Raw genomic sequence first — 21082 nt, forward strand, 5'->3', positions numbered from 1 at the left:
CACAGTGCAATGCCAATGTAATTGCCTTTGCGCTCGTTTGCGCCGCTCGCTTCCCTTTCCTGACACGTAATGGAAACAGCATGCCCCAGCCCAAAATTTTGCTGGTGGACGACAGCGCCACCAATAGCCTGATGGTCCGCACCTTCGTTGAAGACCTGGGCTATCAATGCGATCTCGCCGGCAATGGCCGGGAGGCCGTCGCCATGTGTAAGACAGTCGGCTACGACTTGATCCTGATGGACATCATCATGCCGGTGATGAACGGGCTGCAGGCCACGATGGAGCTGCGGACCCTGTTCGGAGAACACTGGGTGCCCATCATCTTCCTGACCGGCCTGAGCCAGCAGCAAGATCTGATCGAAGGCCTCAAGGCCGGCGGCGACGACTATCTGACCAAACCGGTCAGCCCGGACCTGCTGACGGCCAAGATCCAGGTATTTTTGCGCATCGCCCAAATGCAGCGGCAGATCAACCAGGACGCGGTGCGCCTGGAGCGCTATTTCCAGAACAATGAGCGCGAACAAAGCTACGCCTTGGAGCTGATCGAGCGACTGAATCGGCAACAACTGGAACTGCCGGCCCATGTCTGGCGTCATTTGCGGCCGGCTTCCCAGTTCAACGGCGATCTGGTCTGCTATGCCCGCGCGGCGGATCGGGAATACCTGATGCTGGCCGATTGCACCGGACACGGTCTGACCGCGGCCATCAGCGCCATCCCGGCGGTGGAGTGCTTTTACGAGCTGGCTCAGGCGCAAGCGGCCTTGGGCGACATCGCGGCGGCCATCAACGACAAACTACACCGCCTGCTGCCCTCCGGGCGCTTCGTCGCCGGCATCCTCATTGGAATCGACGCGGCCGCGCAGTCCGTGCAGGTCTGGAACGGCGGCATTCCCTGCGCGCTGATGTTTGATCCGCAAGGGCGCAAGGTCAAGCAATTCCGTTCCGAGCACCCGCCCCTGGGCATTTTGGCGGCTAGACAGTTCGACCGTTCGCTGGAGACCAGCATGTTGAAGCCGGAGCATGCGCTGGTCGTCTGCTCGGATGGCATTACCGAGGCCCAGGCGGACAATGGCCAGATGTTTGGCCTGGACGGCGTGATCAAGGCGGTGGAAGCCGGCTGGCCCGGACGGATCGGCAATACCGTATTGCAGGCGCTGCAGCGCCACCGCCAGAACGAAGCCATCTTGGACGACGCGTCCTTGCTGGTGGTGCATTCGCCATCGGTCCCAAACCAGCCTGAGGCCGATATCGGCTGCGCCGTGCCAAACCGCTCCCGCTGGCACGACGCCTGAGCGCCGCGCCTAGTCCTCCACCTCTCTCACATAGCGCACCAGCGCCTGCAAGAGCTGGGAGAAACGATGCGCGGCCAGATTCCCGTCCGAGGGCGTGAGCCAGGTGCTGCTGATTTCCAGCTGAATGGCGGGCACGCCCAGCCGCGAAGCGAATTTGGCGATGGTCTGATGCTTGGACGCGGCGAAGTAGTTGTCGGAGACATTGAGCACGCCCTGCCCTCGCAAACGCTGCTCCAGCCGCTGTTGCAGCCAGGGCTTGCCCAGGAGCGAAGCCCCGTTCAAGGTGCCGAAATCCACGTCGTAAGGCCGGTAAGGATGGCTGCCGTGCAGGTCCAGCACCAGCAAGGGGCGCTGATCGGCGATCAAAGCCGCCAGCTTGCGTTTGAAGGCGTTGTCGTCTTCGTAATTGGGATCAGACGGCGAGGCGCGGGTGGTGTAGATCGCGGTGGCGCCGGCCAGTTGGTGCAGCATCGCCGCCAAGGCCGCGGTGCCGCCGCCGTCGGAGAAACGGTATTGCCCGTCGCGGAACGGGCTGGTGGCGTGCGGCGCGGTGACGATGATGGGACGCTTGCCCTCCAATACGGTAAACCACGGCCCGCCGTTTTGTGGCGGCCTGTCCTTGGCGGCGTCCGCCTCCTGCTGCAGCTTGATGGCCTCGACGATGTGGGCCGGTTCGATGACGGCCCGTTCCGGCGGGGTCTTGCCGACGGCGGGCGCCGTCGATAAGGCCAGAATCAGAATCCCCGCTACCCATCCGCTTCTCATCGCCTTCCTCCTGATTCTTGCCCGATCATTGCTGGACCGGGCATGCGCGGCTTGGTTCTAAGAACCTGTTTGCGATCTGCTACGCGCCGGCGATACGGCGTTGAAAACAGCCATGCCGTTTTTCAGCCGTTTTCGCCTTGCCGCGACTTGCGCGAGACTTTGAACAGGTTCGGGCCAGTCCGGCAAGGCCGCGCTAACGCGCCGGCTTTCGCGCGGAGAGCAGCAGCAGGGCCGGACGGCGCGCGTGCGGCCGCAAACCGTCCCGATGCGCCAGGGTCTGCGGGTCCGGCGCGGGCTCGCCCAGGTGAAGCAGTTGGAAGCCGGCGTCCAGCAAGCCTTTCACATAGCTTTCCACCGTGCGGTGATGTTTGATCACGCCGTCGACGAACCAGCGGCTTGCGCGCGCATCTTGCTGAAAGTAGGCGTCCAGCGTCCAGTGCGATGGCTCGCCCGCCGCGTCCAGCGCCCAACCCTGAGGGCTGGCCGTGCAAATCGGGTGCTCCACCGTCAGCGCGAACACGCCGCCGGGCCGCAGCGCGGCGAACACGCGCGCCGCCGCCGCCGCGTAATCCTCCACATAGTGCAGGGCCAGCGAGGACACGGCCAGATCATAGGCGGCGGCCGGAGGCTGAAAATCCTCGATGCCCGCGCACTGGTATTGGATGGCGGGATCCTGGGTGCGCGCCCGCGCCTGTTCCAGCATGCGTTCGGACAAATCCACCGCGGTGACGCTGGCCGCGCCCTCGCCGCGCGCCCAGCGGGCGAAATCGCCGAAACCGCACCCCAGGTCCAGGATGTCGATGCCGGCCAGCGGCGGCAGCGCGCTGCGCAAGGCGGGCTGCTCCAGCACGCCGTTCAGCCCGGCGTCGCTGTCGCGCAAGGCTTGGTATTGGGAGAAAAAGACCGGATGGTCGTAGATGTTTTGCTGCATGTGGAGGCTCCGTAAATACTTAAGGAAAGCGCCCCAGGGCGGCGCGCGGCCATGCCGACGCGCAAAAGCGCGCCGGGCTCTCAGAGCCTGTTCAAAGTCTCGCGAGCAAGGGCGAGACAAGGCGAAAACGAGTGAAAAAGCGGAATGTACAAGTGGTACATGAGCATTTTGAGCTCGTTTTTAACGCCGTATCGCTGAAGCGCAGCAGACTTTGAACAGGTTCTCACGGCCTGGCGCGCGTCTTCTCTCATCCGGACTCTCACCGTCGGCTTCGGCTTCTCACCGAATCTGCTGACCCGCGCATCGTGGAAACGGCTGCGCGGCGCTCGCGGGCTCGTCGCCGGCATTCGCCGCGACATACCGCCGGTGGGGAATTTCACCCCGCCCTGAAGACCGGCACAGCATAAAGGCGGCGCGGAAGTTGGACAAGCCCCGCCCCATCGCGCATAGTCTGCGCATTCCAATTGCAATGGAGCGAAGCATGACCCCGAAGCTGCCGATCTGGCTGTTTTTTTGTTTGAGCGCCGGCGCGGCCGTCGCCGCGCCCACCCCGGCCGCCAAGAACGAGATCAACCATCTATTGGACTATCTGGCCCAATCCGGCTGCGAATTCAATCGCAACGGCAGTTGGTACGGTTCCAAAGAGGCCCGCGATCATCTGAACGACAAATACCAGTATCTGCTGAAAAAAGACTGGGTCAGCAACGCGGAAAGCTTCATCGAGCGCGCGGCCACCCAAAGCAGCATCAGCGGCAAGGCCTATCAGGTGCGTTGCGGCTCGGCGCAACCGGTGGCCAGCGCCGGCTGGCTGAAAGCGGAGCTGGGCCGCTACCGCCAGCGCAAATAAGCCGTTCCGCCGGCGTCCGGCCGGCAATCCAGGCCTGCCGGACCGCCACGCAGCTGTTATAATCGCCGCTTTCCTGTAATCCAGTGTTCTTTTCCCGATGACTGCTGCCCAGCTGCTGGCCCAACTCAAGGCCGACCTCCCCTCCTGCCTGATCCGCGACCGCCACGCCTTGCGCCGCAAACTGAGCGACGCCGCCGAGCGGCTGAAGAAAAACCAGCCCGCGGACAGACAGCTGGCCGACATCCAGACGCAGATCGAGCGCTCCGCCGCCAAGGTGGCCGCGCGCCGCGCCCATCTGCCCAAGCCCGATTTCGACGACGCCCTGCCGGTCAACCAGAAACTGGCCGACATCAAAGCCGCCATCGACGGCCATCAGGTGGTGATCATCTGCGGCGAAACCGGCTCCGGCAAAACCACCCAGCTGCCCAAGATCTGCCTGGAACTGGGTCGCGGCGTGCACGGCCTGATCGGCCACACCCAGCCGCGCCGGCTGGCCGCGCGCTCGGTGGCCAGCCGCATCGCCCAGGAGCTGAAATCCACGCTGGGCGAGCATGTCGGCTTCAAGGTGCGCTTCACCGACAAGCTGTCGGACAAATCGGTGATCAAGCTGATGACCGACGGCATCATGCTGGCGGAAACCCAGACCGACCGTTATCTGGAAAACTACGACACCATCATCATCGACGAGGCGCATGAACGCAGCCTCAACATCGACTTCCTGCTGGGTTATCTGAAACAGCTGCTGCCGCGCCGGCCGGACCTGAAAGTGATCATCACCTCGGCCACCATCGACGCCGACCGCTTCTCCCGCCATTTCGACGGCGCGCCGGTGATCGAAGTCTCCGGCCGCACCTATCCGGTGGAAGTGCGCTACCGGCCGCTGGCGCAGCGCGACGAAGACGAGCGCGAAGTGGAGATGGAAGGCGCCATCGTCGACGCCGTCGACGAGCTGTCGCGCCAGGGCCCGGGCGATATGCTGGTCTTCCTGCCCGGCGAGCGCGAAATCCGCGAAACCGCGGAAAAACTGCGCAAATCCGGCATCCGCGGCTACGAAATCCTGCCCTTGTTCGCGCGCCTGTCCAACGAGGACCAGCAAAAGATCTTCAAGCCCTCCGGCGGCCGCCGCATCGTGCTGGCCACCAATGTGGCCGAAACCTCGCTGACGGTGCCGGGCATCAAATACGTGATCGACACCGGGCAGGCGCGCATCAACCGCTACAGCCCGCGCGCCAAGGTGGAACAGCTGCAAGTGGAGAAAATCTCCCAGGCGGCGGCGCGGCAGCGCGCCGGCCGTTGCGGCCGCGTCGAGGCCGGCATCTGCGTGCGCCTGTACGGCGAGGACGACTTCAATCAGCGTCCGGCCTTCACCGATCCGGAAATCGTCCGCTCCAACCTGGCCGCGGTCATCCTGCGCATGGCCGCGCTGCGGCTGGGCAAAGTAGATGCCTTCCCCTTCATCGAAGCGCCCAGCAGCCGTCTGATCGCCGACGGCTACCAGGTGCTGACCGAACTGGGCGCGGTGGACGACAAGGGCGAACTCACCGGCGTGGGCAAGGAACTGGCGCGGATTCCGGTGGACCCGAAAGTGGGCCGCCTGCTGCTGGCCGGCCGCGACTTCGGCTGCGTGCGCGAAGTGCTGATCATCGCCGCCGCCCTCAGCGTGCAAGACCCGCGCGAACGCCCGTTCGAGGCGCGCGAGGCGGCCGAACGCGCGCAGGCGCGCTTCAACGACGAGAAGTCCGACTTCCTGTCCTTCCTGCACCTGTGGGACTTCTTCTCCGACGCGCTCAAGCACAAGAAATCCAACCGTCTGCTGATCAACACCTGCCACGAGCACTTCCTGTCCCATCTGCGCTTGCGCGAATGGCGCGAACTGCACGCGCAGCTGGCGGACATCGCCGGCGAGCTGGGCCTGATCAAGCGCGAACAGGCGCACGCCGACGCCGAGCAGCCGGACGCGCAGATGACGCAGAAAAAGCGCCAGCAGCTGGACGCCGTTGCTTATGAAAACCTGCACAAGGCGCTGGTGACCGGCCTGATCGGCAATCTGGGCATGAAAAACCAGGAAGGCGACGATTACCAAGGCACCCGCGGCGTCAACTTCCACGTCTTCCCCGGCTCCGGCCTGAAAAAGGCCAAGCCCAAATGGCTGGTGGCGGCGGAGTTGGTGGAAACCACCCGCCTCTACGCCCGCTGCGTGGCCAAGATCGAGCCGGAATGGGTGGAAAAGCTGGCGCCGCACCTGGTCAAATACCATTACTTCGACCCGCACTGGGAAAAGAGCCGCGGCGAAGTGGTGGCCAGCGAACGCGTCACCCTGTACGGCCTGACCCTGGTGCCGCGCCGGCCTGTCAGCTACGGCCGCATCGCGCCGGAAGAAGCGCGCGAGCTGTTCATCCGCGGCGCGCTGGTGAATATGGACTACGTCAGCAACGCGCCCTTCTTCCAGCGCAATCAGCAATTGATCCGCGAAGTGGAACAGCTGGAGCACAAGGCGCGGCGTCAAGACGTGCTGGTGGACGAAGAGGCGCTGTTCGCCTTCTACAGCGAACGGATTCCGGCCGAGGTGGTGGACGCCGCCAGCTTCGAGGCCTGGCGCAAGGAGGCGGAAAAGACCGAAGCCAAACTGCTGCACCTGACGCGCGAAGAACTGATGCGCCACGCCGCGCAACATGTCACCGAAAACCAGTTCCCGGAATGGCTGGAACTGGAAGACGGCCGCCTCAAGCTGCGCTACCGCTTCGAACCCAACCACCCGCTGGACGGCGTCACCCTGGACGTGCCGCTGGCCATCCTCAACCGCCTGCAGCCGGCCGCTTTCGAATGGCTGGTGCCCGGCATGGTGCGCGAGAAGCTGCAACAGCTGATCAAGGGCCTGCCCAAGCAGATCCGCCGCTGCTGCGTGCCGGTGCCGGACTTCGTCACCCGCTTCCTCAGCGTCAATCCGGATCAACAGCAGCCGATCGCGCCGCAGCTGGCGCGCTTCATCCTGCGCGAAACCGGCGGCGTCAAAGTGGACATCGACGATTTCCGCGCCCAGGAGCTGCCGGCCCATCTGCTGTTCAACTTCCGCGTCATTGACGACGGCAAGCAGGAAATCGGCCTGGGCCGCGATCTGCTGGCGCTGCAAAAGCAGTTCGGCCAGGCCGCCCAGCTGACCTTCCGCGACACCAGCGCGGAGTTCGAGCGCGACGAAGTCAGCAGCTGGGACTTCGGCGAACTGCCGGAAAGCATTCAGTTCGCCCGCGGCCGCCAGCAGCTGACCGGCTACCCGGCGCTGACGCTGGAGCAGGACAAGGTGGCGATCCGCCTGTTCGACACCCAGTTGATGGCCGAGCGCCATCACCGTCAGGGCGTGATCCGGCTGCTGCAACTGCAGCTCAAGGAGCAGATGAAGCAGCTGTCCAAGGGCCTGCCCGGCATGACCCAGCTGGGCTTGCAACTGCGCGCGGTGGCCAATGTCGACGAATTGCTGGCCGACGCCATCGCCTGCATCTGCGACCGCGCCTTCATCGGCGACGACGCGCTGCCGCGCAATGAGAAAGCCTTCAACGAGCAGAAAACCCGCGCCCGCACCCGGCTGCCGGCCGTCAACCAGGCGGTGACCCAGTATCTGGGCCAGGTGGCGTCCGAATACGGCCCGCTCAGCGTCAAGATGCAGAAGCACAAGCTGGGCTACGAGTTGCAGCAGCAATTGGCCAAGCTGGTTTACAAGGGTTTCCTGGCCGCCACGCCGTGGAGCCAGCTGCCTCACCTGCCGCGCTATATGCGCGCGATGGGCTTGCGCATGGACAAGCAGCCGGCCAACCCGCAGCGCGACGGCCAGCGCGGCGCGGAAATCCGCGACCTATGGCAGAAATGGGAAACCCGGGTGGCCGAGGACAATGAAGCCGAAGGCGCGTCCCAGGCGCTGCTGGATTTCCGCTGGCAGATCGAGGAACTGCGCGTCAGCCTGTTCGCCCAAGAGCTGAAAACGCCGTATCCGGTGTCCGCCAAGCGGCTGTTGAAGCTGTGGAGCGAACTACCGCGCTAATGCTCGCCAGACCTTGAGCTGGCTCGCCCTGGCATGAGAAAACGGCGGCGTCTTTATCGACGCCGCCGTTTTTCTATGCGCGCTTCAATGCACCGGATGGGACAAGCCCGGCCTATCCCCCCAGGCCAGCAGGAACACCCCCATCGCCAGCCCCACCAGGCAGAAAATCATCAGATAGCCGGCCAGCGCCAGCGAGCTGGCCTCCATCCACACCGACAGCAAGACCGGCGTGAAGCCGCCCACCACCGCGTAAGCCACATTGTAGGAAAACGACAGGCCGCTGAAGCGGATGGGCGCCGGGAAGGCGCGCACCATCAGAAAAGGCACCGCGCCGACAATGCCGGCGAAAAAGCCGGTCAGCGTGTACAGCGGGCGCAACCAGCTCACGTCATGCCCCATGGTCTGGTAAAAACACCAGCTGCTGACGCCCAGCAGCAGGCTGCCCGCGGTGAACACCGGGCCGCCGCCGAAGCGGTCCACCGCCAGGCCGGCGACGATGCAGCCCACGCTCAGCGCGATGATGGCCAGGCTGTTGGCGGACAAGGCCTCCACCGGCGGCACGCCGAACTGCTTTTGCAAAAAAGTGGGCGTCATCAGAATCACCACCACGATGGTGACCGACAGCATCGCGGTGGCCGCCATCGACACGGCCATGCCCAGACGATGGCCGCGCAAGGCCGCCTTCAGCGGCAGCTCGGCCGACAGCGCCTTGCGCGCCTGCATTTCGTTGAACACCGGCGTTTCATGCAGCCAGCGGCGCAGATACATCGCCACCAGGCCGAAAACGCCGCCGATCAAGAAGGGAATCCGCCAGGCGCCGTCCTCCAGCTGCTGCGGCGTGAAGAACAGATTCATCGCCATCGCGATCAGGGAGCCGAACAGAATGCCTATGGTCAGCCCCGAGGTGATGATGCCGCACGCCAGGCCGGTGCGGCTGGGCGGCGCGTGCTCGGCGACAAATACCCAGGCGCCAGGCACCTCGCCGCCGATGGCCGCGCCCTGCAATACGCGCAGCAGGAGCAGCAAGATCGGCGCCCATATCCCTATGCTCTGATACGTGGGCAGCAGGCCCATCGCCAGCGTCGGCAAGGCCATCAGCACAATGCTGAGCGTGAACATGCGCTTGCGGCCGAACAAATCGCCAAAGTGCGCCATGACGATGCCGCCCAGCGGCCGCGCCAGGTAGCCGGCGGCGAAAATGCCGAACACCTGCAATTGGCGCAGCCAGCCCGGAATGTCGTGGGGGAAGAACAGCTTGCCCAAGACCAGGGCGAAGAACACGTAAATGATGAAGTCGTAAAATTCCAGCGCGCCGCCCAGCGAAGCCAGGCCCAGCGTCTTGCAATCGTTCCGGTTCAGTTTGCGCGCGGGTGCCGCGGCGGCGCTCGCCGTTTGAGTCATATCAGGTCCTTTCCGCGACCAAGATGCACACGCCCTCCCCGCCGCGCGGCGCGAAGGGCTGGGCCATTATTTTTTGAAGGGATTGATCGTCGGTGCGTCTTCGTGCTGGACGATGCCGAAGCTGCTGCGGATCAGCGAATTGAGCACAGGCTGGCGATGGCGTATCCACAGCGAGGTGGGCACAGGCCGGCAGCCCATCCTCGCCTTGGGCTCCAGCGCGGTGCGGCCGAAGATCACCCGCCGTCCGCCGGCGGCCAAGGCCGACTCGATCGCCGTGTGCAGCAGGCGCAGGTAAAGCGGCAGCTCCTTGGCCGCTGCGCGGTCGAAGCCTATCTGCGCGGCGGTGACTTCCGCGCCGTCTTTCAAGACCAGCAGGAAGCCCAGCAACGCGCCGTTCCGCCACAAGCCGCGCAGTTCCGCCCGCTCCGGCCCCAGCGCCGCCATCCGCCGCCAGTAGTCAGCGCTCACCGTCACCGGCCGCAGCGTGGCATTGTCTTGCACCGCCAGGTAAAGCGCTTGCATCCGCTCCGCCTGCGCGTCCACCTGTTCCGGCGTCATCACGCCGATCTCGCAGCCGGCGGCTTCCACGGGCTTGAAGATCTGCTGGCGGATGGCGCTGCGGTATTTGGAGGTCATGCCGGCCAGGTAGTCGTCGTAAACGCGCCAGTCCTCGGCCAGCGGCAACACCATATTGGGTTCCGTCTCCAGGGTGCTGTAGCTGAGCTTGCCCAACGCCCGGCTGTCTTCCCGCGCCGTTTCGTCCATGTCCTTGACCAGCACGAAGTCGATCTGGCCGTTCAGCTTCTCCGCGCGGCGGATGCGGTAGAGAATCTCCGCCACCGCCTGCCAGCGGGTCTGCGGGTCCAGGTCCTCGGCGAAGGCCGCGCCGTCCAGGCCGTAGCTGAGCATATTGCCGCAGACCAGCAGCCGTTGCCGCAGCTTGGGCTTGAGGTTTTGCGCCAGCGCCGCGCGCAGCGAGCCTTCCGGCCGCGGCCCGGGATGGGCGTGCATGGTTTCCAGGCTGACTTCCAACAGCTGCATCGCCACCGCCGCCACCGGCTCGCCGTCGCGATAGGCCAGCGCGTAGCGCACTTCGAAATGGGCGAGCCCGGACCGCTCCAGCGCGCGCCAGTAATCGCGGGACATCAGCAGCCCGTGCCGGGCCGCCAGCTGATCCCAGTGTTGTCCGTTCAAAAAGTCTATGCGCTCGGAGAAGGCGAAATTCAGCGCGCTGGCCTGCCGCAAGCGGCGGCGCAGCTTCCAGCCGTCGCCCAATTGGCGGGCCAGTTGTTTGATTTTCTTGCTCATGGCTTGGGGCGTAGAAGGCTGGTTCTATGATTGACAATCATTCCAGTGTGCCGCAATGCCAAACGGGCAACAAGCTCCCTCAAGGCGCGCCGTCGGTCAGCAAGCGCCGGTAACGCTCCGGGGAATAGCCCAACTGCTTGTTGAACATGGCGATAAAGGCGGAAGCGGTGCCGTAGCCCAGATCGGCGGCGATGTCCTGCACCGGCCGCCCCTCGCGCAGCCAGGCCAGGGCCCGCAGCAGCCGCACCCGGTTGCGCCACTGGACAAAGCTCATGCCCAGCTCGCGTTGAAAATGGCGCGCCAGCGTGCGCTCGGTGCCGTGCACGCGCCGCGCCCACTGCGCCAGCGTGGCCGCGTCGGCCGGATTGTCGCGGATGGCGGCCAGAATGGGCGCCAGCTGACGATGCCGGCTATCCGGCAGATAGCTGTCCTGGTGGCCGGCCTGGGCCAGCCGCGCCAGCAGCAGCTCAGCCTGACGCCGGTCCCACGGGTCCCGGATCGCGGTAACGCCGCGCTGGCAGAAGTCATCCAGCAACGCGCGCAACAAGGGCGTTTGCGGAATCAGGCAGGGGTGGGCGGGCAGCCCGGCGGCTTCCTCCGCGCCGACGTAGACCGAGGTGTAGCGCATCGCCTGACGCACCGAGGCGGAGTGGCGCACCCCGGCCGGCACCCAGATCAGAAACTCCGCCGGCGCCGCCAGCGCGCGTTCGGCCTGACCGGCTTCGATCAGGCTCAACTCGATCACCCCCAGGCTGATGCAGTTCAACTGCCCCCAAGGGTGGCTGTGCGGCGAGAACTCGGTCTGCGGCGTCAGCTGGTCGTAGCGCAGATGGATGGGCGCCGGCGCCGGCAAGCCCTGGTCCAGTTCGGAATAGTCCAATTTGTCGGTTTCCCGCTATCGTCTTGTCTGGTTTGCGTTATATGCATTGAATCAGACAGCGCTACACTGCGCACTGTCAATGCTTTTCTGTGCTCTCGCCCGCCCGATCGGACGAAAGCCGCATCCGGAGCCATCCCATGTATTCATTGTTTCCCATGCTGGCCGTGCTGATCTGGTCCGCCAACACCGTGGTGTCCAAGGCCGCGGCCCAGGCGCTGGACCCCGCCGCCATCTCCTTCTACCGCTGGCTGCTGGCCGCGCTGATTCTCACCCCCTTGAGCCTGCGGCCGGCGCTGCGCCAATGGCGGGCCATCCGTCCCTGGCTGGGCCGCTTCGCCGTGTTGGCCGCGCTCGGCATGGTGATGTACCAATGCCTGGCTTATTACGCCGCGCACAGCACCAGCGCCACCAATATGGGCGTGATCTGCGCCTTGATTCCCTTGCTGGGGCTGGCGCTGAACGCCGTCGCCTTCCGCCAGCCGGTGGGCGCTCACGCGCTGTTCGGCGTGGCGGTGTCCTTGCTGGGCGTGCTCTATCTGCTGGGCCAGGGGCGACCGCTGGATCTGCTCAGCGGCGGCGTCAACCGCGGCGACGCGCTGATGCTGGTGGGTTCGCTCTCCTACGCGCTGTACGGCATTCTGCTGCGCCGCTGGGCGCCGCCCTTCGGCAGCTGGACCAATCTTTACATCCAGGTGCTGCTGGCGGTGTTGATGCTGGTGCCGGTGGCGCTGAGCGCGGACAGCCTGGCGGTGCCGCCGCAAGGCGTGGGCCTGGTCGCCTTCGCCGGCATCGCTTCCTCGGTGCTGGCGCCCTATCTGTGGATGCGCGGCATTCAGGGCCTGGGCAGCGAACGCACCGCCATCTTCATGAATTTGCTGCCCTTGTTCACCGCCGTGATCGCCAGCGCGCTGCTGGGCGAAACCATTCATGATTACCACTGGCTGGGCGGCGGCCTGATCCTGCTCGGCGTCAGTCTGAGCCAGGGCGGCTGGGCCAAGCTGCGCGGCCTCGTCCGTTCGACGGCCTGAGCTTCGCTTTTCCCGCCACGCCCGGGCTCCACGGCCGGCGCGGCGGGATTGCCGCGGCCCCGCTTATCGCCTAAGCTCTGTAACAAAACCGCAGCCGGCGCGGGCCGGCCATGACAACCTCTTTACCGTGGAATCAGAAACCATGTGCCAGTTACTGGGCATGAATTGCAATACCCCAACCGATATCCTGTTCTCCTTTGAAGGCTTTCACCGCCGCGGCGGCCAGACCGACCACCACGCCGACGGCTGGGGCATCGCCTTTTTCGAGAGCAAGGGCTGCCGCATCTTCCTGGACGACAAACCGTCGGTGGAATCGCCGGTGGCCAATCTGGTGCGCAACTATCCGATCAAATCGGAAAACGTGATCGCCCACATCCGCAAAGCCACCCAGGGCGAAGTCAATCTGGCCAACACCCACCCCTTCATGCGCGAGATGTGGGGCCGTTACTGGATCTTCGCCCACAACGGCAACCTGGAAAACTTCCAGCCCGAGGCCGGCTGCCATTACAACCCGGTGGGCAGCACCGACTCCGAGCGGGCCTTCTGCCACCTGATGGAACGGCTGCGCGCCAAATGGTGCCAGCAACCTCAGCTGGACGATTTGTTCGCCGAAGTGGCGCGGCTGGCGGCGGAGATCTCCAGCCACGGCGTGTTCAACTTCATGCTGAGCAACGGCGAGGCGCTGTTCGCCCACTGCTCCACCCATCTGCACTACATCATCCGCCAGGCGCCGTTCAACACCGCTCACCTGGTGGACGACGACGTCAGCGTGGATTTCGCCTCGGTCACCACCCCGCATGACCGCGTGGCGGTGATCGCCACCCAGCCGCTGACGGACAACGAAAGCTGGACGCCGCTCGTCCCCGGCGAGCTGCTGCTGTTCCGCGACGGCTCTCCGCTGCTGCAACACCTGCCGGGCTGAGCGCCCGCCGACAAGCCCTTGCCGCCGGTGTTATGCTGGCGGCAATGTCTTGTTCCGCGAGGCCCGCCATGCAGCGATTCGACTTCAGCCACGCCCCATTCGACGCCCTGAGCCCGGACGAACGCCTGAGGCTGGAGGCTTGCGCCGACATCCTGTTCTACGCCGACGAGCAAACCGTGCTGGCGCCGGACGCGCCGGTCACCGCCCTGTACGTGGTGATCAAAGGCGTGGTCAGGGAAATGGCCGGCGACGAGGTCGTCGCGCTGTACCGGGCGCAGGACGGCTTCGACGCCCGCGCCACCGCCGCCGGCCAGACTCGCCACCGCTTCATCGTCCAGGAGGAAGCGCTGCTCTACAGCCTGCCGCGCGCCGAAGTGCTGGCGCTGACCGAGAGCAACCCGCGCTTCGGCGCCTACTTTTACGCCAGCGTGTCGGAAAAGCTGGGCCGGCTGGCGCAAGGCGCCGGCCAGCGAGAACTGCAAACCCTGCTGGCGGCCACCGTGCGCGACGCCGGCGGACGCCAGCCGGTGTTCGTGGACGCCGGCGCCAGCCTGCGCGACGCGGCGGCGGCGATGAAGGAACACAAATCCAAGTCCGTGCTGCTGCGCGGCGCCGGGCGGCTGGGCATCCTCACCACCACGGACTTTCGCGACATCGTGCTGAACGGCGTGCCTTCGGACGCGCCGGCGGCGGAATACTGCCAGTACGAGCTGCTGACCATAGACATAGACGACTTCCTGTTCAACGCCCTATTGCTGATGACGCGGCGCAATTTGCGGCGCCTGGTGGTGACCGAGCGCGGCGAGCCGGTGGCCATGCTGGCCCAGGTGGACGTGCTGTCCTACTTTTCCAATCACTCCCACTTGATCGCGCAGCGGCTGGAGCGCGCGGCCACGCTGGACGAGCTGACGGAAGTGGCGGAGCAGATCCCGCGGCTGGTGCGCATCCTGTCCGGCCACGGCGTCAAAGCGCTGCAACTGGGCCGGCTGGTGCAAAGCCTCAACGCCCGCCTGTTCGCCCGCGCCTGGCGGCTGATCGCGCCGCCGGAGCTGGCGGCCAACAGCTGCCTGCTGGTGCTGGGTTCGGAAGGCCGCGGCGAACAGATACTCAAAACCGACCAGGACAACGCGCTGCTGCTGCGCGACGGCGCGCCCTGGCCGCAACTGGAAGCCAGCTGCCAGGCCTTTTCCGCCGCGCTGTCCCGCTTCGGCTATCCGCCCTGTCCCGGCAACATCATGCTCAGCCACCCGGATTGGCGCTTCAGCGGCGCCGAGCTGCGCGACCGCCTGCACCGCTGGGTGCACAGCCCGGACGGAGACGCCTTGATGCGGCTGGCCATCTTCGTGGACGCGGAAGCCGTCTGCGGCGACGCCGCGCTGCTGGAAGACGCGCAAAACTATCTGCGCGCCACCTTGCGCGACGACGCCGGCTTCTTCTCCCGCTTCGCTCGCGCCATCGAACAATTCGACACCCCCTTGGGCCTGTTCTCCCATCTGCAAACCCGCGAACGCGACGGCCGCGCGGCGCTGGACCTGAAAAAAGGCGGCATCTTTCCGCTGGTGCACGGCATCCGCGCGTTGGCGCTGGAGTACGGGGTGAGCGAGAACAATTCACAGCAAAGACTGCAGGCGCTGGCGGCCCAGGGACGGCTGGAGCGAGGCCTGGCCGAGGACGCGGGCGAGGCGCTGTCCTATCTGATGCAACTGAGACTGGAACAAGGGCTGGAACGGATGAGCGCCGGCAAGGCGGCCGACAATCTGCTGGAGCCTGACAAATTGTCCTCGCTGGAACGGGACCTGCTCAAAGACGCGCTGGGCGTGGTCAAACGATTCAAGACGCAGTTGCGCCACCATTACCGGCTGGGCAGTTTCTGATGCTGTCCGCCCTGTTGCGCCAATGGCAACGCCGCCGGCTGCGCGACCCGGCCTACGCCGGCATGTATAGCGAACACCCGGACGAACTGGTCAGCCTGGACTGCGAAACCACCAGCCTGAATCCGGCGGAAGCCGAGCTGCTGTCCATCGGCGCGGTCAAGCTGCGCGGCAACCGCATCCTCGCCAGCGAGGCGCTCTATCTCTTGGTGCGGCCGGAGCGCGCGCCGCAGGCGGACAATGTACGCATCCACGGCCTGCGGCCCATCGACGTCAGCCAGGGCCTGGCGGCCCGGGACGCCGTGCGTCTGCTGCTGGACTTCATCGGCGGCCGGCCGCTGCTGGGCTATTACCTGGAATACGACCTGGCCGTGCTCAACCGCTACGTCCGTCCCTGGCTGGGCGTGCCGCTGCCTCAGCGGCGCATCGAGATTTCCGGCCGCTATTACGACTACAAGCTGAGACAGAACCCGGACGCCCACATCGATTTGCGGCTGGCCAGCATCTGCCGGGATCTGGACATGCCCGCGCCGCCGCGCCACGACGCGCTCAACGACGCCATCAACGCGGCCATGCTCTATCTGGCGCTGAAACAGCGCGGCTACGGCTGATGCCTTGCCTTCAACTCTGCGCGCCACGCTTCACGACGCGCGGAGGACTGAATCGTTTCCCAACCCGCCATCGCCAGATCCGGCCCGTCAAGACGGGCCGGCGGCGATGGCGCCGCCGCCTTTGAACGACACGGCCAATAGGACAGGTGACACGCCCGAACCGACGCATCGCATTCTACAATGCCCTGCTGCGCGCCCAAGCTTGCGCGGCAAGCGGTCTATCCACAACAGGAGAAACACCATGCGTTACGCTCACCCCGGCACGCCCGGCGCGTTGATCGCCTTCAAGCCCCGCTACGGCAACTATATCGGCGGCGAGTTCACGCCCCCGGTCAACGGCCAGCATTTCACCACCACCTCGCCGGTAAACGGCCAGCCCATCGCCGAATTTCCGCGCTCCGACGCCGCCGACATCGACAAAGCGCTGGATGCCGCCCACGCGGCCGCCGACGCCTGGGGCCAGACCTCGGCGCAACAACGTTCCTATCTGCTGCTGCAGATCGCCGACCGCATCGAAGCCAATCTGGAGGTGCTGGCCGTCACCGAAACCTGGGACAACGGCAAGCCGGTGCGCGAGACGCTGAACGCCGACATCCCGCTGGCGGCCGATCATTTCCGCTATTTCGCCGGCTGCATCCGCGCCCAAGAAGGTACGGCGGCGGAAATCGATCACAACACCATGGCCTATCACATCCACGAGCCGCTGGGCGTGGTGGGCCAGATCATCCCGTGGAACTTCCCCATCCTGATGGCGGCGTGGAAGCTGGCGCCGGCGCTGGCCGCCGGCAACTGCGTGGTGCTGAAACCGGCGGAACAAACGCCGCTGGGCATTTCCGTGCTGATGGAAGTGATAGGCGATCTGCTGCCGCCGGGCGTGATCAACGTGGTCCACGGCTTCGGCAAGGAGGCCGGCCAGGCGCTGGCCACCAGCAAGCGCATCGCCAAGATCGCCTTCACCGGCTCCACCCCGGTGGGCCGTCACATCCTGCAATGCGCGGCGGAGAACATCATCCCGTCCACCGTGGAGCTGGGCGGCAAATCGCCCAATATCTTCTTTGAAGACATCATGCAGGCGGAACCGTCCTTCATCGAGAAGGCCGCCGAAGGCCTGGTGCTCGCCTTCTTCAATCAGGGCGAAGTCTGCACCTGCCCGTCCCGCGCCTTGGTGCAGGAATCCATCTATCCGGCCTTCATGGCCGAGGTGTTGAAGAAGGTGAAGGCGATCAAGCGCGGCGATCCGCTGGACACCGACACCATGGTGGGCGCCCAGGCTTCGCAGCAGCAGTTCGACAAAATCCTGTCCTATCTGGACATCGCGCGCCAGGAAGGCGCCGAGGTGCTGAGCGGCGGCAAGCTGGAACCGCTGGAGGGCGGTCTGGCGCAGGGTTATTACATCCAGCCCACCTTGTTGAAGGGCAATAACAAGATGCGGGTGTTCCAGGAGGAGATCTTCGGGCCGGTGGTCAGCATCGCCACCTTCAAGGACGAGGCCGAAGCCGTCGCCATCGCCAACGACACCGAGTTCGGCCTGGGCGCCGGGGTGTGGACCCGCGACATCAACCGCGCTTACCGCGTCGGCCGCGCGATCAAGGCCGGCCGGGTCTGGACCAACTGCTACCATCTCTACCCGGCGCACGCGGCCTTCGGCGGTTACAAAAAGTCCGGCATCGGCCGCGAAACCCACAAGCGCGCGCTGGACCACTATCAGCAGACCAAGAATCTATTGGTGAGCTTTGACGGCAAGCCGCTGGGCTTCTTCTAGGAAGCTGTGCACGGCTAGCGAGATCGTGAACGGTTGCTAAACCCCAAAGCGCCGCGATGCGACAATCATCGCGGCGCTTCAGCTGCGCTTAAGCATTGTTTTCTAGCATGGCCTCTCCAGGACAAACCAGCATGTCAAACCGGAGAAAGTCCCATGCGCAGCCCTGATCCACTCGAAGCCTCCCCCGCCTTTTGCCCCATTTGCGCCAAAGCGCTGAACGCGCCCGCCGTCTGCCGGGCCCATTTGACCGCCCGCGCTCCCCGCCTGTTTCTTCGCGAATGGATAAACCGGCCCGGCCGGGTGGGCGCGGTCTGGCCCAGTTCCAAGCGCCTGGCGCAGTGCATGGCCGCCCAGACGCCGATGTCCGGCACCGGTTTGGTGATCGAGCTGGGCGGCGGCACCGGCGCCATTACCCAGGCCTTGCTGGCGCAAGGACTGAGCCGCGAGCGCTTGCGGGTGGTCGAACGCTCTCCGGCCTTTGCCCGGCATCTGCGGCAGCGTTTCCCCTCGGTTCAGGTGATACAGGGCGACGCCGCGCGGCTGGCGGCCTTATTGCCGGAGCACGCGGCGATAGACGCCGTCGTCTCCAGCCTGCCGCTGCGCTCCCTGCCGCGGGCGGAGGCCTTGGCCATCGTCGAACAATGGCGTCGCGTATTGCCGGCCGGCGGCGCGCTGCTGCAATTCAGCTATGCCTTGCAGGCGTCGGCGGACTGGCTGGGCGCGGGTTTTGCGCTGCGCGACAGCCAACTGGTCTGGCGCAATCTGCCGCCGGCCAGGGTGATGCGGTTCGAGCGCCTGGACACGCCGGGCCATTAAAAAAGCGGCGCCGTCGGCGCCGCCCGTTTTAAACCGGCAAGACCGGCCGGCTCAGGACGTGGCCCACTGCTCGCCCTGCGCCGCGCCGCCCATCGCCGGATCGCTATAACCGTCGCGGCCGGTTTCCACCCGGCCGGCGAAGCGGCGGCTGAAGCCGGGGAACACCGGCGCGCTGACGCTGACGTCGTACCAGCCGTGACTGTCTTTCAACGGCCAGTTCAACACCGCCTCGCCCTGCGGCCCCACGGTGACGCGCTGCGGGTCGGTCTTGGCATAGGCGTTGGCGCGCACCAGGAACTCGCAGTTTTCGCGGCCGCTATTGTGCAGCTTCAGATAAACGTCGCCGGCGGCCGGGTCGTAACAGACCTGAATCTCCGGCTGCGCCTTGCTCACGCGGCCCAGTTGGCTGGCGTCGCCGCTGAAGTGGCGATGAAAGCCGTTGGGGCCCAGCACCCACAAATCGTAAAGATTGGCGTCGTAATTGACCCGCCACAGCCCGGACAGCTGCTTGCCGGCCTCCACCGCGTAGCGGCGCGGCGGCGCGTCCAGATGGCGACGGTCGTACACGTGGAACACCGCCGCCGCCTTGCCGCTGTTGGCGAAGATCAATTCCACGGCGCCGGCGTTGCCGTCCACCCGCGCGCTGGCGTGCAGCTCGTAGGGCAAGGCGCGCGAGCGGCGCAGGCCGACGGCCTGGACCGGCAATTCCGGCAAGGCCGGCGCGTTGGGCTTGGTGCGGCCGGGCAAGGCGCGCGCCCGCGCCGCCAGCGCGGCGGTGGCCGGCAGCTTGGGCAGCTCGGCGTTGGGGTTGACGAAGTCGAAACAGGACAGCAGATCGCCGCACACCGCGCGCCGCCAGGCGGTGATATTGGGCTCCTTGACGCCGAAGCGCTGTTCGATGAAGCGGATCACCGAGGTGTGGTCGAACACCTGGGAGTTGACCCAGCCGCCGCGGCTCCACGGCGAGATCACGTACATCGGCACCCGCGGCCCCGGCCCGTAAGGCACGTGGATCAGGTCGGCGCGCTCATTGCCGGTTTCGCTGCTGCGCAGATGATGGTATTCGCCATCGGTGGCCACGGTGGATGCGCCGGCCAGCACCGCTTTGGCCGGGTCCGCGTCCCAGCTCAGATAACTGGGCGCGGCCGGCGGCGGCAGATGGTCGAAAAAGCCGTCGTTTTCGTCGAAATTGACCAGGAAAACCGTCTTGCTCCACACCTCGGGATTGGCGGTCAGCGCGTCCAGCACGCGGGCGGTGTAATCGGCGCCCTGCGCCGGGCTGGACGGGCCGGGATGCTCGGAGCCGTCGGCAGTGGCGACGATGTAGCTGACCTGGGGCAGCCGGTTGGCCAACACGTCCTGACGCAGATCGTCCAGCGTCCAGGTGGACAAGCCCTTGCTCTTGAGCGCGGGCTTGGCGCCGGCCTCGCCGAAGTAGGCGGCGCGGAAGCTGCGGAAGCCGGCCACCGGGTTGTCGGTGAAGTTGTCGGCCATGTCCTGGTAAATCTTCCAGCTCACGCCGGCCGCTTCCAGCCGCTCGGCGTAGGTGCTGAAGGTGTAGCCGCCCTTGGGGTTGTAATCGACGGAGTCGTAGGCGTTGGCGATCACCGGGCCCTTGCCCTTCTGCAAGGGATCGTTGCCGCCGCACCACAGGAACACGCGATTGGGGTTGGTGCCGCCCTGAAACGCGCAGTGATAGGCGTCGCACAGGGTGAAGGCGTTGGCCAGCGCGTACTGGAACGGCAGGTCCGTCTCCTTGAAGTAGCCCATGGCGTGGTTCTGCTTATAGGTGGGCCAGGCGTTCATCACGCCCTTGCCCCAGGCGTATTGCGCGTCCGACCACACATGCGGCGTGCCTTCCACCCGCATATAGGCGAAAGTCTGGGCGGTGTTGAGGTGGAACGGCGCCACCACTCGCGGCGGCGTGGCGCTGTTCCCCTGATTGGTCTGATACCAGACGGTCTTGCGCTTGAGCAAGGCGCTGTCGGCCAGCGGCAGCGGGAAGCGGTCGCCAAAGCCGCGCACCCCGGCCAGGCTGCCGAAGTAATGGTCGAAGGCGCGGTTTTCCTGGGTCAGGATCACGATGTGCTCGACATCCTGAAGGGTGCCGGTGCGGTTGTTGGCGGGAATGGCCAGCGCGCGCTGGATGGAGGCCGGCAGCAGGGACAAGGTCAAGGAACTGGCGGCCAGCGCGCTGCCGCGCTTGATGAACTGGCGGCGGGAAGCGGAAACGGGAGTGTCGGTCATGGCGGGCTATCCGGGTTCAGGGCGCGCAGCGCAGCGTGGCCGGCGGCTTGGTTTGATTGGAATTGCCGTTGCCCGGTTGGCCGGCTTGGTCCTGATTGTCGCCCAGGCAGCCGGCGAGCGCGGCCGCCAGCAGACAGGCGGCCAGCCGGCGCGCCCAAAGGGCGGAGCTGGGCGAAAGAGTGGTGAGCGTCATCGGGGTGCAATCGTCTTGTGGCGGCGCGGCGCGCCGCGGTGAAAAACCAAGGGCCCGGGGGCGGAATCCCAGGCCCTTGCCCAGCCCGGCGATGAGGCCGGGCGGGAAAACGATAGCGAGAACGCGTTACCTAATGATGTCGATTTTGTGAATTAGCCAAAAAATGCTTTTGTCA

Annotated in this window: 16 protein-coding genes and 1 riboswitch; of the genes, 9 read left to right on the top strand and 7 right to left on the bottom strand. The window is 65.7% G+C overall.

The features are described 5' to 3' along the window. Positions 1-80 precede the first annotated feature (80 nt). Positions 81-1292 (top strand): SpoIIE family protein phosphatase, encoded by a 1212-nt coding sequence (locus tag ACODSD_RS13635; protein WP_235088698.1) that lies wholly within the window; start codon positions 81-83, stop codon positions 1290-1292. 9 nt (positions 1293-1301) lie between these two features. On the opposite strand, the gene ACODSD_RS13640 is transcribed toward ACODSD_RS13635, so the two are convergent. Both ACODSD_RS13640 and ACODSD_RS13645 read right to left on the bottom strand, forming a co-directional pair. Beyond that, a complete protein-coding gene (locus tag ACODSD_RS13640) occupies positions 1302-2057 on the bottom strand; it encodes an N-formylglutamate amidohydrolase (protein WP_488877591.1) in 756 nt (251 codons plus the stop codon). Between the two features lie 193 nt (positions 2058-2250). Further along, positions 2251-2988: a class I SAM-dependent methyltransferase gene (locus tag ACODSD_RS13645; RefSeq protein ID WP_488877592.1), complete on the bottom strand. Its 738-nt coding sequence runs from the start codon at positions 2986-2988 to the stop codon at positions 2251-2253. A gap of 235 nt (positions 2989-3223) precedes the next feature. After that, positions 3224-3386, bottom strand: a riboswitch (FMN riboswitch). 83 nt (positions 3387-3469) lie between these two features. On the opposite strand from ACODSD_RS13645, the gene ACODSD_RS13650 reads away from it, so the two are divergent. Together ACODSD_RS13650 and hrpA are read left to right on the top strand one after the other, a co-directional pair. Then, entirely contained in the window at positions 3470-3835 is a 366-nt protein-coding gene (locus tag ACODSD_RS13650; RefSeq protein ID WP_107798990.1) for a YfeK family protein, read from the top strand. 97 nt (positions 3836-3932) lie between these two features. Beyond that, positions 3933-7868, top strand: coding sequence for an ATP-dependent RNA helicase HrpA (gene hrpA, locus ACODSD_RS13655; RefSeq protein WP_107798989.1), 3936 nt, complete (start codon positions 3933-3935; stop codon positions 7866-7868). Between the two features lie 84 nt (positions 7869-7952). Here the strand turns inward: hrpA and ACODSD_RS13660 are convergent, their stop codons facing one another. From ACODSD_RS13660 to ACODSD_RS13670, 3 genes are all read right to left on the bottom strand, one after another. Next, on the bottom strand, positions 7953-9269 hold the full coding sequence (locus ACODSD_RS13660) for an MFS transporter (protein ID WP_488877593.1): 1317 nt from the start codon (positions 9267-9269) through the stop codon (positions 7953-7955). A gap of 66 nt (positions 9270-9335) precedes the next feature. Continuing rightward, positions 9336-10577 carry a GNAT family N-acetyltransferase gene (locus tag ACODSD_RS13665; protein ID WP_488877594.1) on the bottom strand — a complete coding sequence of 414 codons (1242 nt, stop codon included), beginning with the start codon at positions 10575-10577 and terminating at the stop codon, positions 9336-9338. A 79-nt stretch (positions 10578-10656) separates the two neighbouring features. Then, a complete protein-coding gene (locus ACODSD_RS13670; RefSeq protein WP_488877595.1) occupies positions 10657-11457 on the bottom strand; it encodes an AraC family transcriptional regulator in 801 nt (266 codons plus the stop codon). 137 nt (positions 11458-11594) lie between these two features. Between ACODSD_RS13670 and ACODSD_RS13675 the strand changes: the two genes are divergently transcribed. The 6 genes from ACODSD_RS13675 to ACODSD_RS13700 all read left to right on the top strand — a co-directional run bounded on the left by ACODSD_RS13675 (position 11595) and on the right by ACODSD_RS13700 (position 18467). Further along, complete coding sequence (locus ACODSD_RS13675) at positions 11595-12485, top strand: DMT family transporter (RefSeq protein ID WP_107798985.1); 891 nt, start codon at positions 11595-11597, stop codon at positions 12483-12485. Between the two features lie 142 nt (positions 12486-12627). Then, positions 12628-13407, top strand: coding sequence for a class II glutamine amidotransferase (locus ACODSD_RS13680; RefSeq protein WP_107798984.1), 780 nt, complete (start codon positions 12628-12630; stop codon positions 13405-13407). 68 nt (positions 13408-13475) lie between these two features. Next, positions 13476-15281 (top strand): putative nucleotidyltransferase substrate binding domain-containing protein, encoded by a 1806-nt coding sequence (locus ACODSD_RS13685; RefSeq protein WP_488877596.1) that lies wholly within the window; start codon positions 13476-13478, stop codon positions 15279-15281. After that, the gene (locus ACODSD_RS13690) at positions 15281-15889 is read left to right on the top strand and encodes a 3'-5' exonuclease (protein ID WP_227108331.1); all 609 of its coding nucleotides are present in this window, start codon (positions 15281-15283) and stop codon (positions 15887-15889) included. The genes ACODSD_RS13685 and ACODSD_RS13690 overlap by 1 nt, the downstream gene beginning before the upstream one ends. A 241-nt stretch (positions 15890-16130) precedes the next feature. Next, complete coding sequence (gene exaC / locus ACODSD_RS13695; RefSeq protein ID WP_107798982.1) at positions 16131-17651, top strand: acetaldehyde dehydrogenase ExaC; 1521 nt, start codon at positions 16131-16133, stop codon at positions 17649-17651. A gap of 153 nt (positions 17652-17804) precedes the next feature. Beyond that, positions 17805-18467 (top strand): class I SAM-dependent methyltransferase, encoded by a 663-nt coding sequence (locus ACODSD_RS13700; RefSeq protein WP_488877597.1) that lies wholly within the window; start codon positions 17805-17807, stop codon positions 18465-18467. A gap of 51 nt (positions 18468-18518) precedes the next feature. Here the strand turns inward: ACODSD_RS13700 and ACODSD_RS13705 are convergent, their stop codons facing one another. Both ACODSD_RS13705 and ACODSD_RS13710 read right to left on the bottom strand, forming a co-directional pair. Continuing rightward, entirely contained in the window at positions 18519-20714 is a 2196-nt protein-coding gene (locus ACODSD_RS13705; RefSeq protein WP_488877598.1) for a phosphocholine-specific phospholipase C, read from the bottom strand. Positions 20715-20730: 16 nt separating this feature from the next. Further along, positions 20731-20907, bottom strand: coding sequence for a hypothetical protein (locus ACODSD_RS13710; RefSeq protein ID WP_158274261.1), 177 nt, complete (start codon positions 20905-20907; stop codon positions 20731-20733). Positions 20908-21082 lie beyond the last annotated feature (175 nt).

The organism is Chromobacterium sp. FG22 (assembly GCF_057809415.1).

Coding starts and splice junctions, on each gene's coding strand:
- ACODSD_RS13710 (WP_158274261.1), bottom strand. CDS start 20,907: ATGACGCTCACCACTCTTTCGCCCAGCTCCGCCCTTTGGGCGCGCCGG.
- ACODSD_RS13700 (WP_488877597.1), top strand. CDS start 17,805: ATGCGCAGCCCTGATCCACTCGAAGCCTCCCCCGCCTTTTGCCCCATT.
- ACODSD_RS13635 (WP_235088698.1), top strand. CDS start 81: ATGCCCCAGCCCAAAATTTTGCTGGTGGACGACAGCGCCACCAATAGC.
- ACODSD_RS13640 (WP_488877591.1), bottom strand. CDS start 2,057: ATGAGAAGCGGATGGGTAGCGGGGATTCTGATTCTGGCCTTATCGACG.
- ACODSD_RS13645 (WP_488877592.1), bottom strand. CDS start 2,988: ATGCAGCAAAACATCTACGACCATCCGGTCTTTTTCTCCCAATACCAA.
- ACODSD_RS13650 (WP_107798990.1), top strand. CDS start 3,470: ATGACCCCGAAGCTGCCGATCTGGCTGTTTTTTTGTTTGAGCGCCGGC.
- ACODSD_RS13675 (WP_107798985.1), top strand. CDS start 11,595: ATGTATTCATTGTTTCCCATGCTGGCCGTGCTGATCTGGTCCGCCAAC.
- exaC (WP_107798982.1), top strand. CDS start 16,131: ATGCGTTACGCTCACCCCGGCACGCCCGGCGCGTTGATCGCCTTCAAG.
- ACODSD_RS13685 (WP_488877596.1), top strand. CDS start 13,476: ATGCAGCGATTCGACTTCAGCCACGCCCCATTCGACGCCCTGAGCCCG.
- ACODSD_RS13665 (WP_488877594.1), bottom strand. CDS start 10,577: ATGAGCAAGAAAATCAAACAACTGGCCCGCCAATTGGGCGACGGCTGG.
- hrpA (WP_107798989.1), top strand. CDS start 3,933: ATGACTGCTGCCCAGCTGCTGGCCCAACTCAAGGCCGACCTCCCCTCC.
- ACODSD_RS13680 (WP_107798984.1), top strand. CDS start 12,628: ATGTGCCAGTTACTGGGCATGAATTGCAATACCCCAACCGATATCCTG.
- ACODSD_RS13705 (WP_488877598.1), bottom strand. CDS start 20,714: ATGACCGACACTCCCGTTTCCGCTTCCCGCCGCCAGTTCATCAAGCGC.
- ACODSD_RS13690 (WP_227108331.1), top strand. CDS start 15,281: ATGCTGTCCGCCCTGTTGCGCCAATGGCAACGCCGCCGGCTGCGCGAC.
- ACODSD_RS13660 (WP_488877593.1), bottom strand. CDS start 9,269: ATGACTCAAACGGCGAGCGCCGCCGCGGCACCCGCGCGCAAACTGAAC.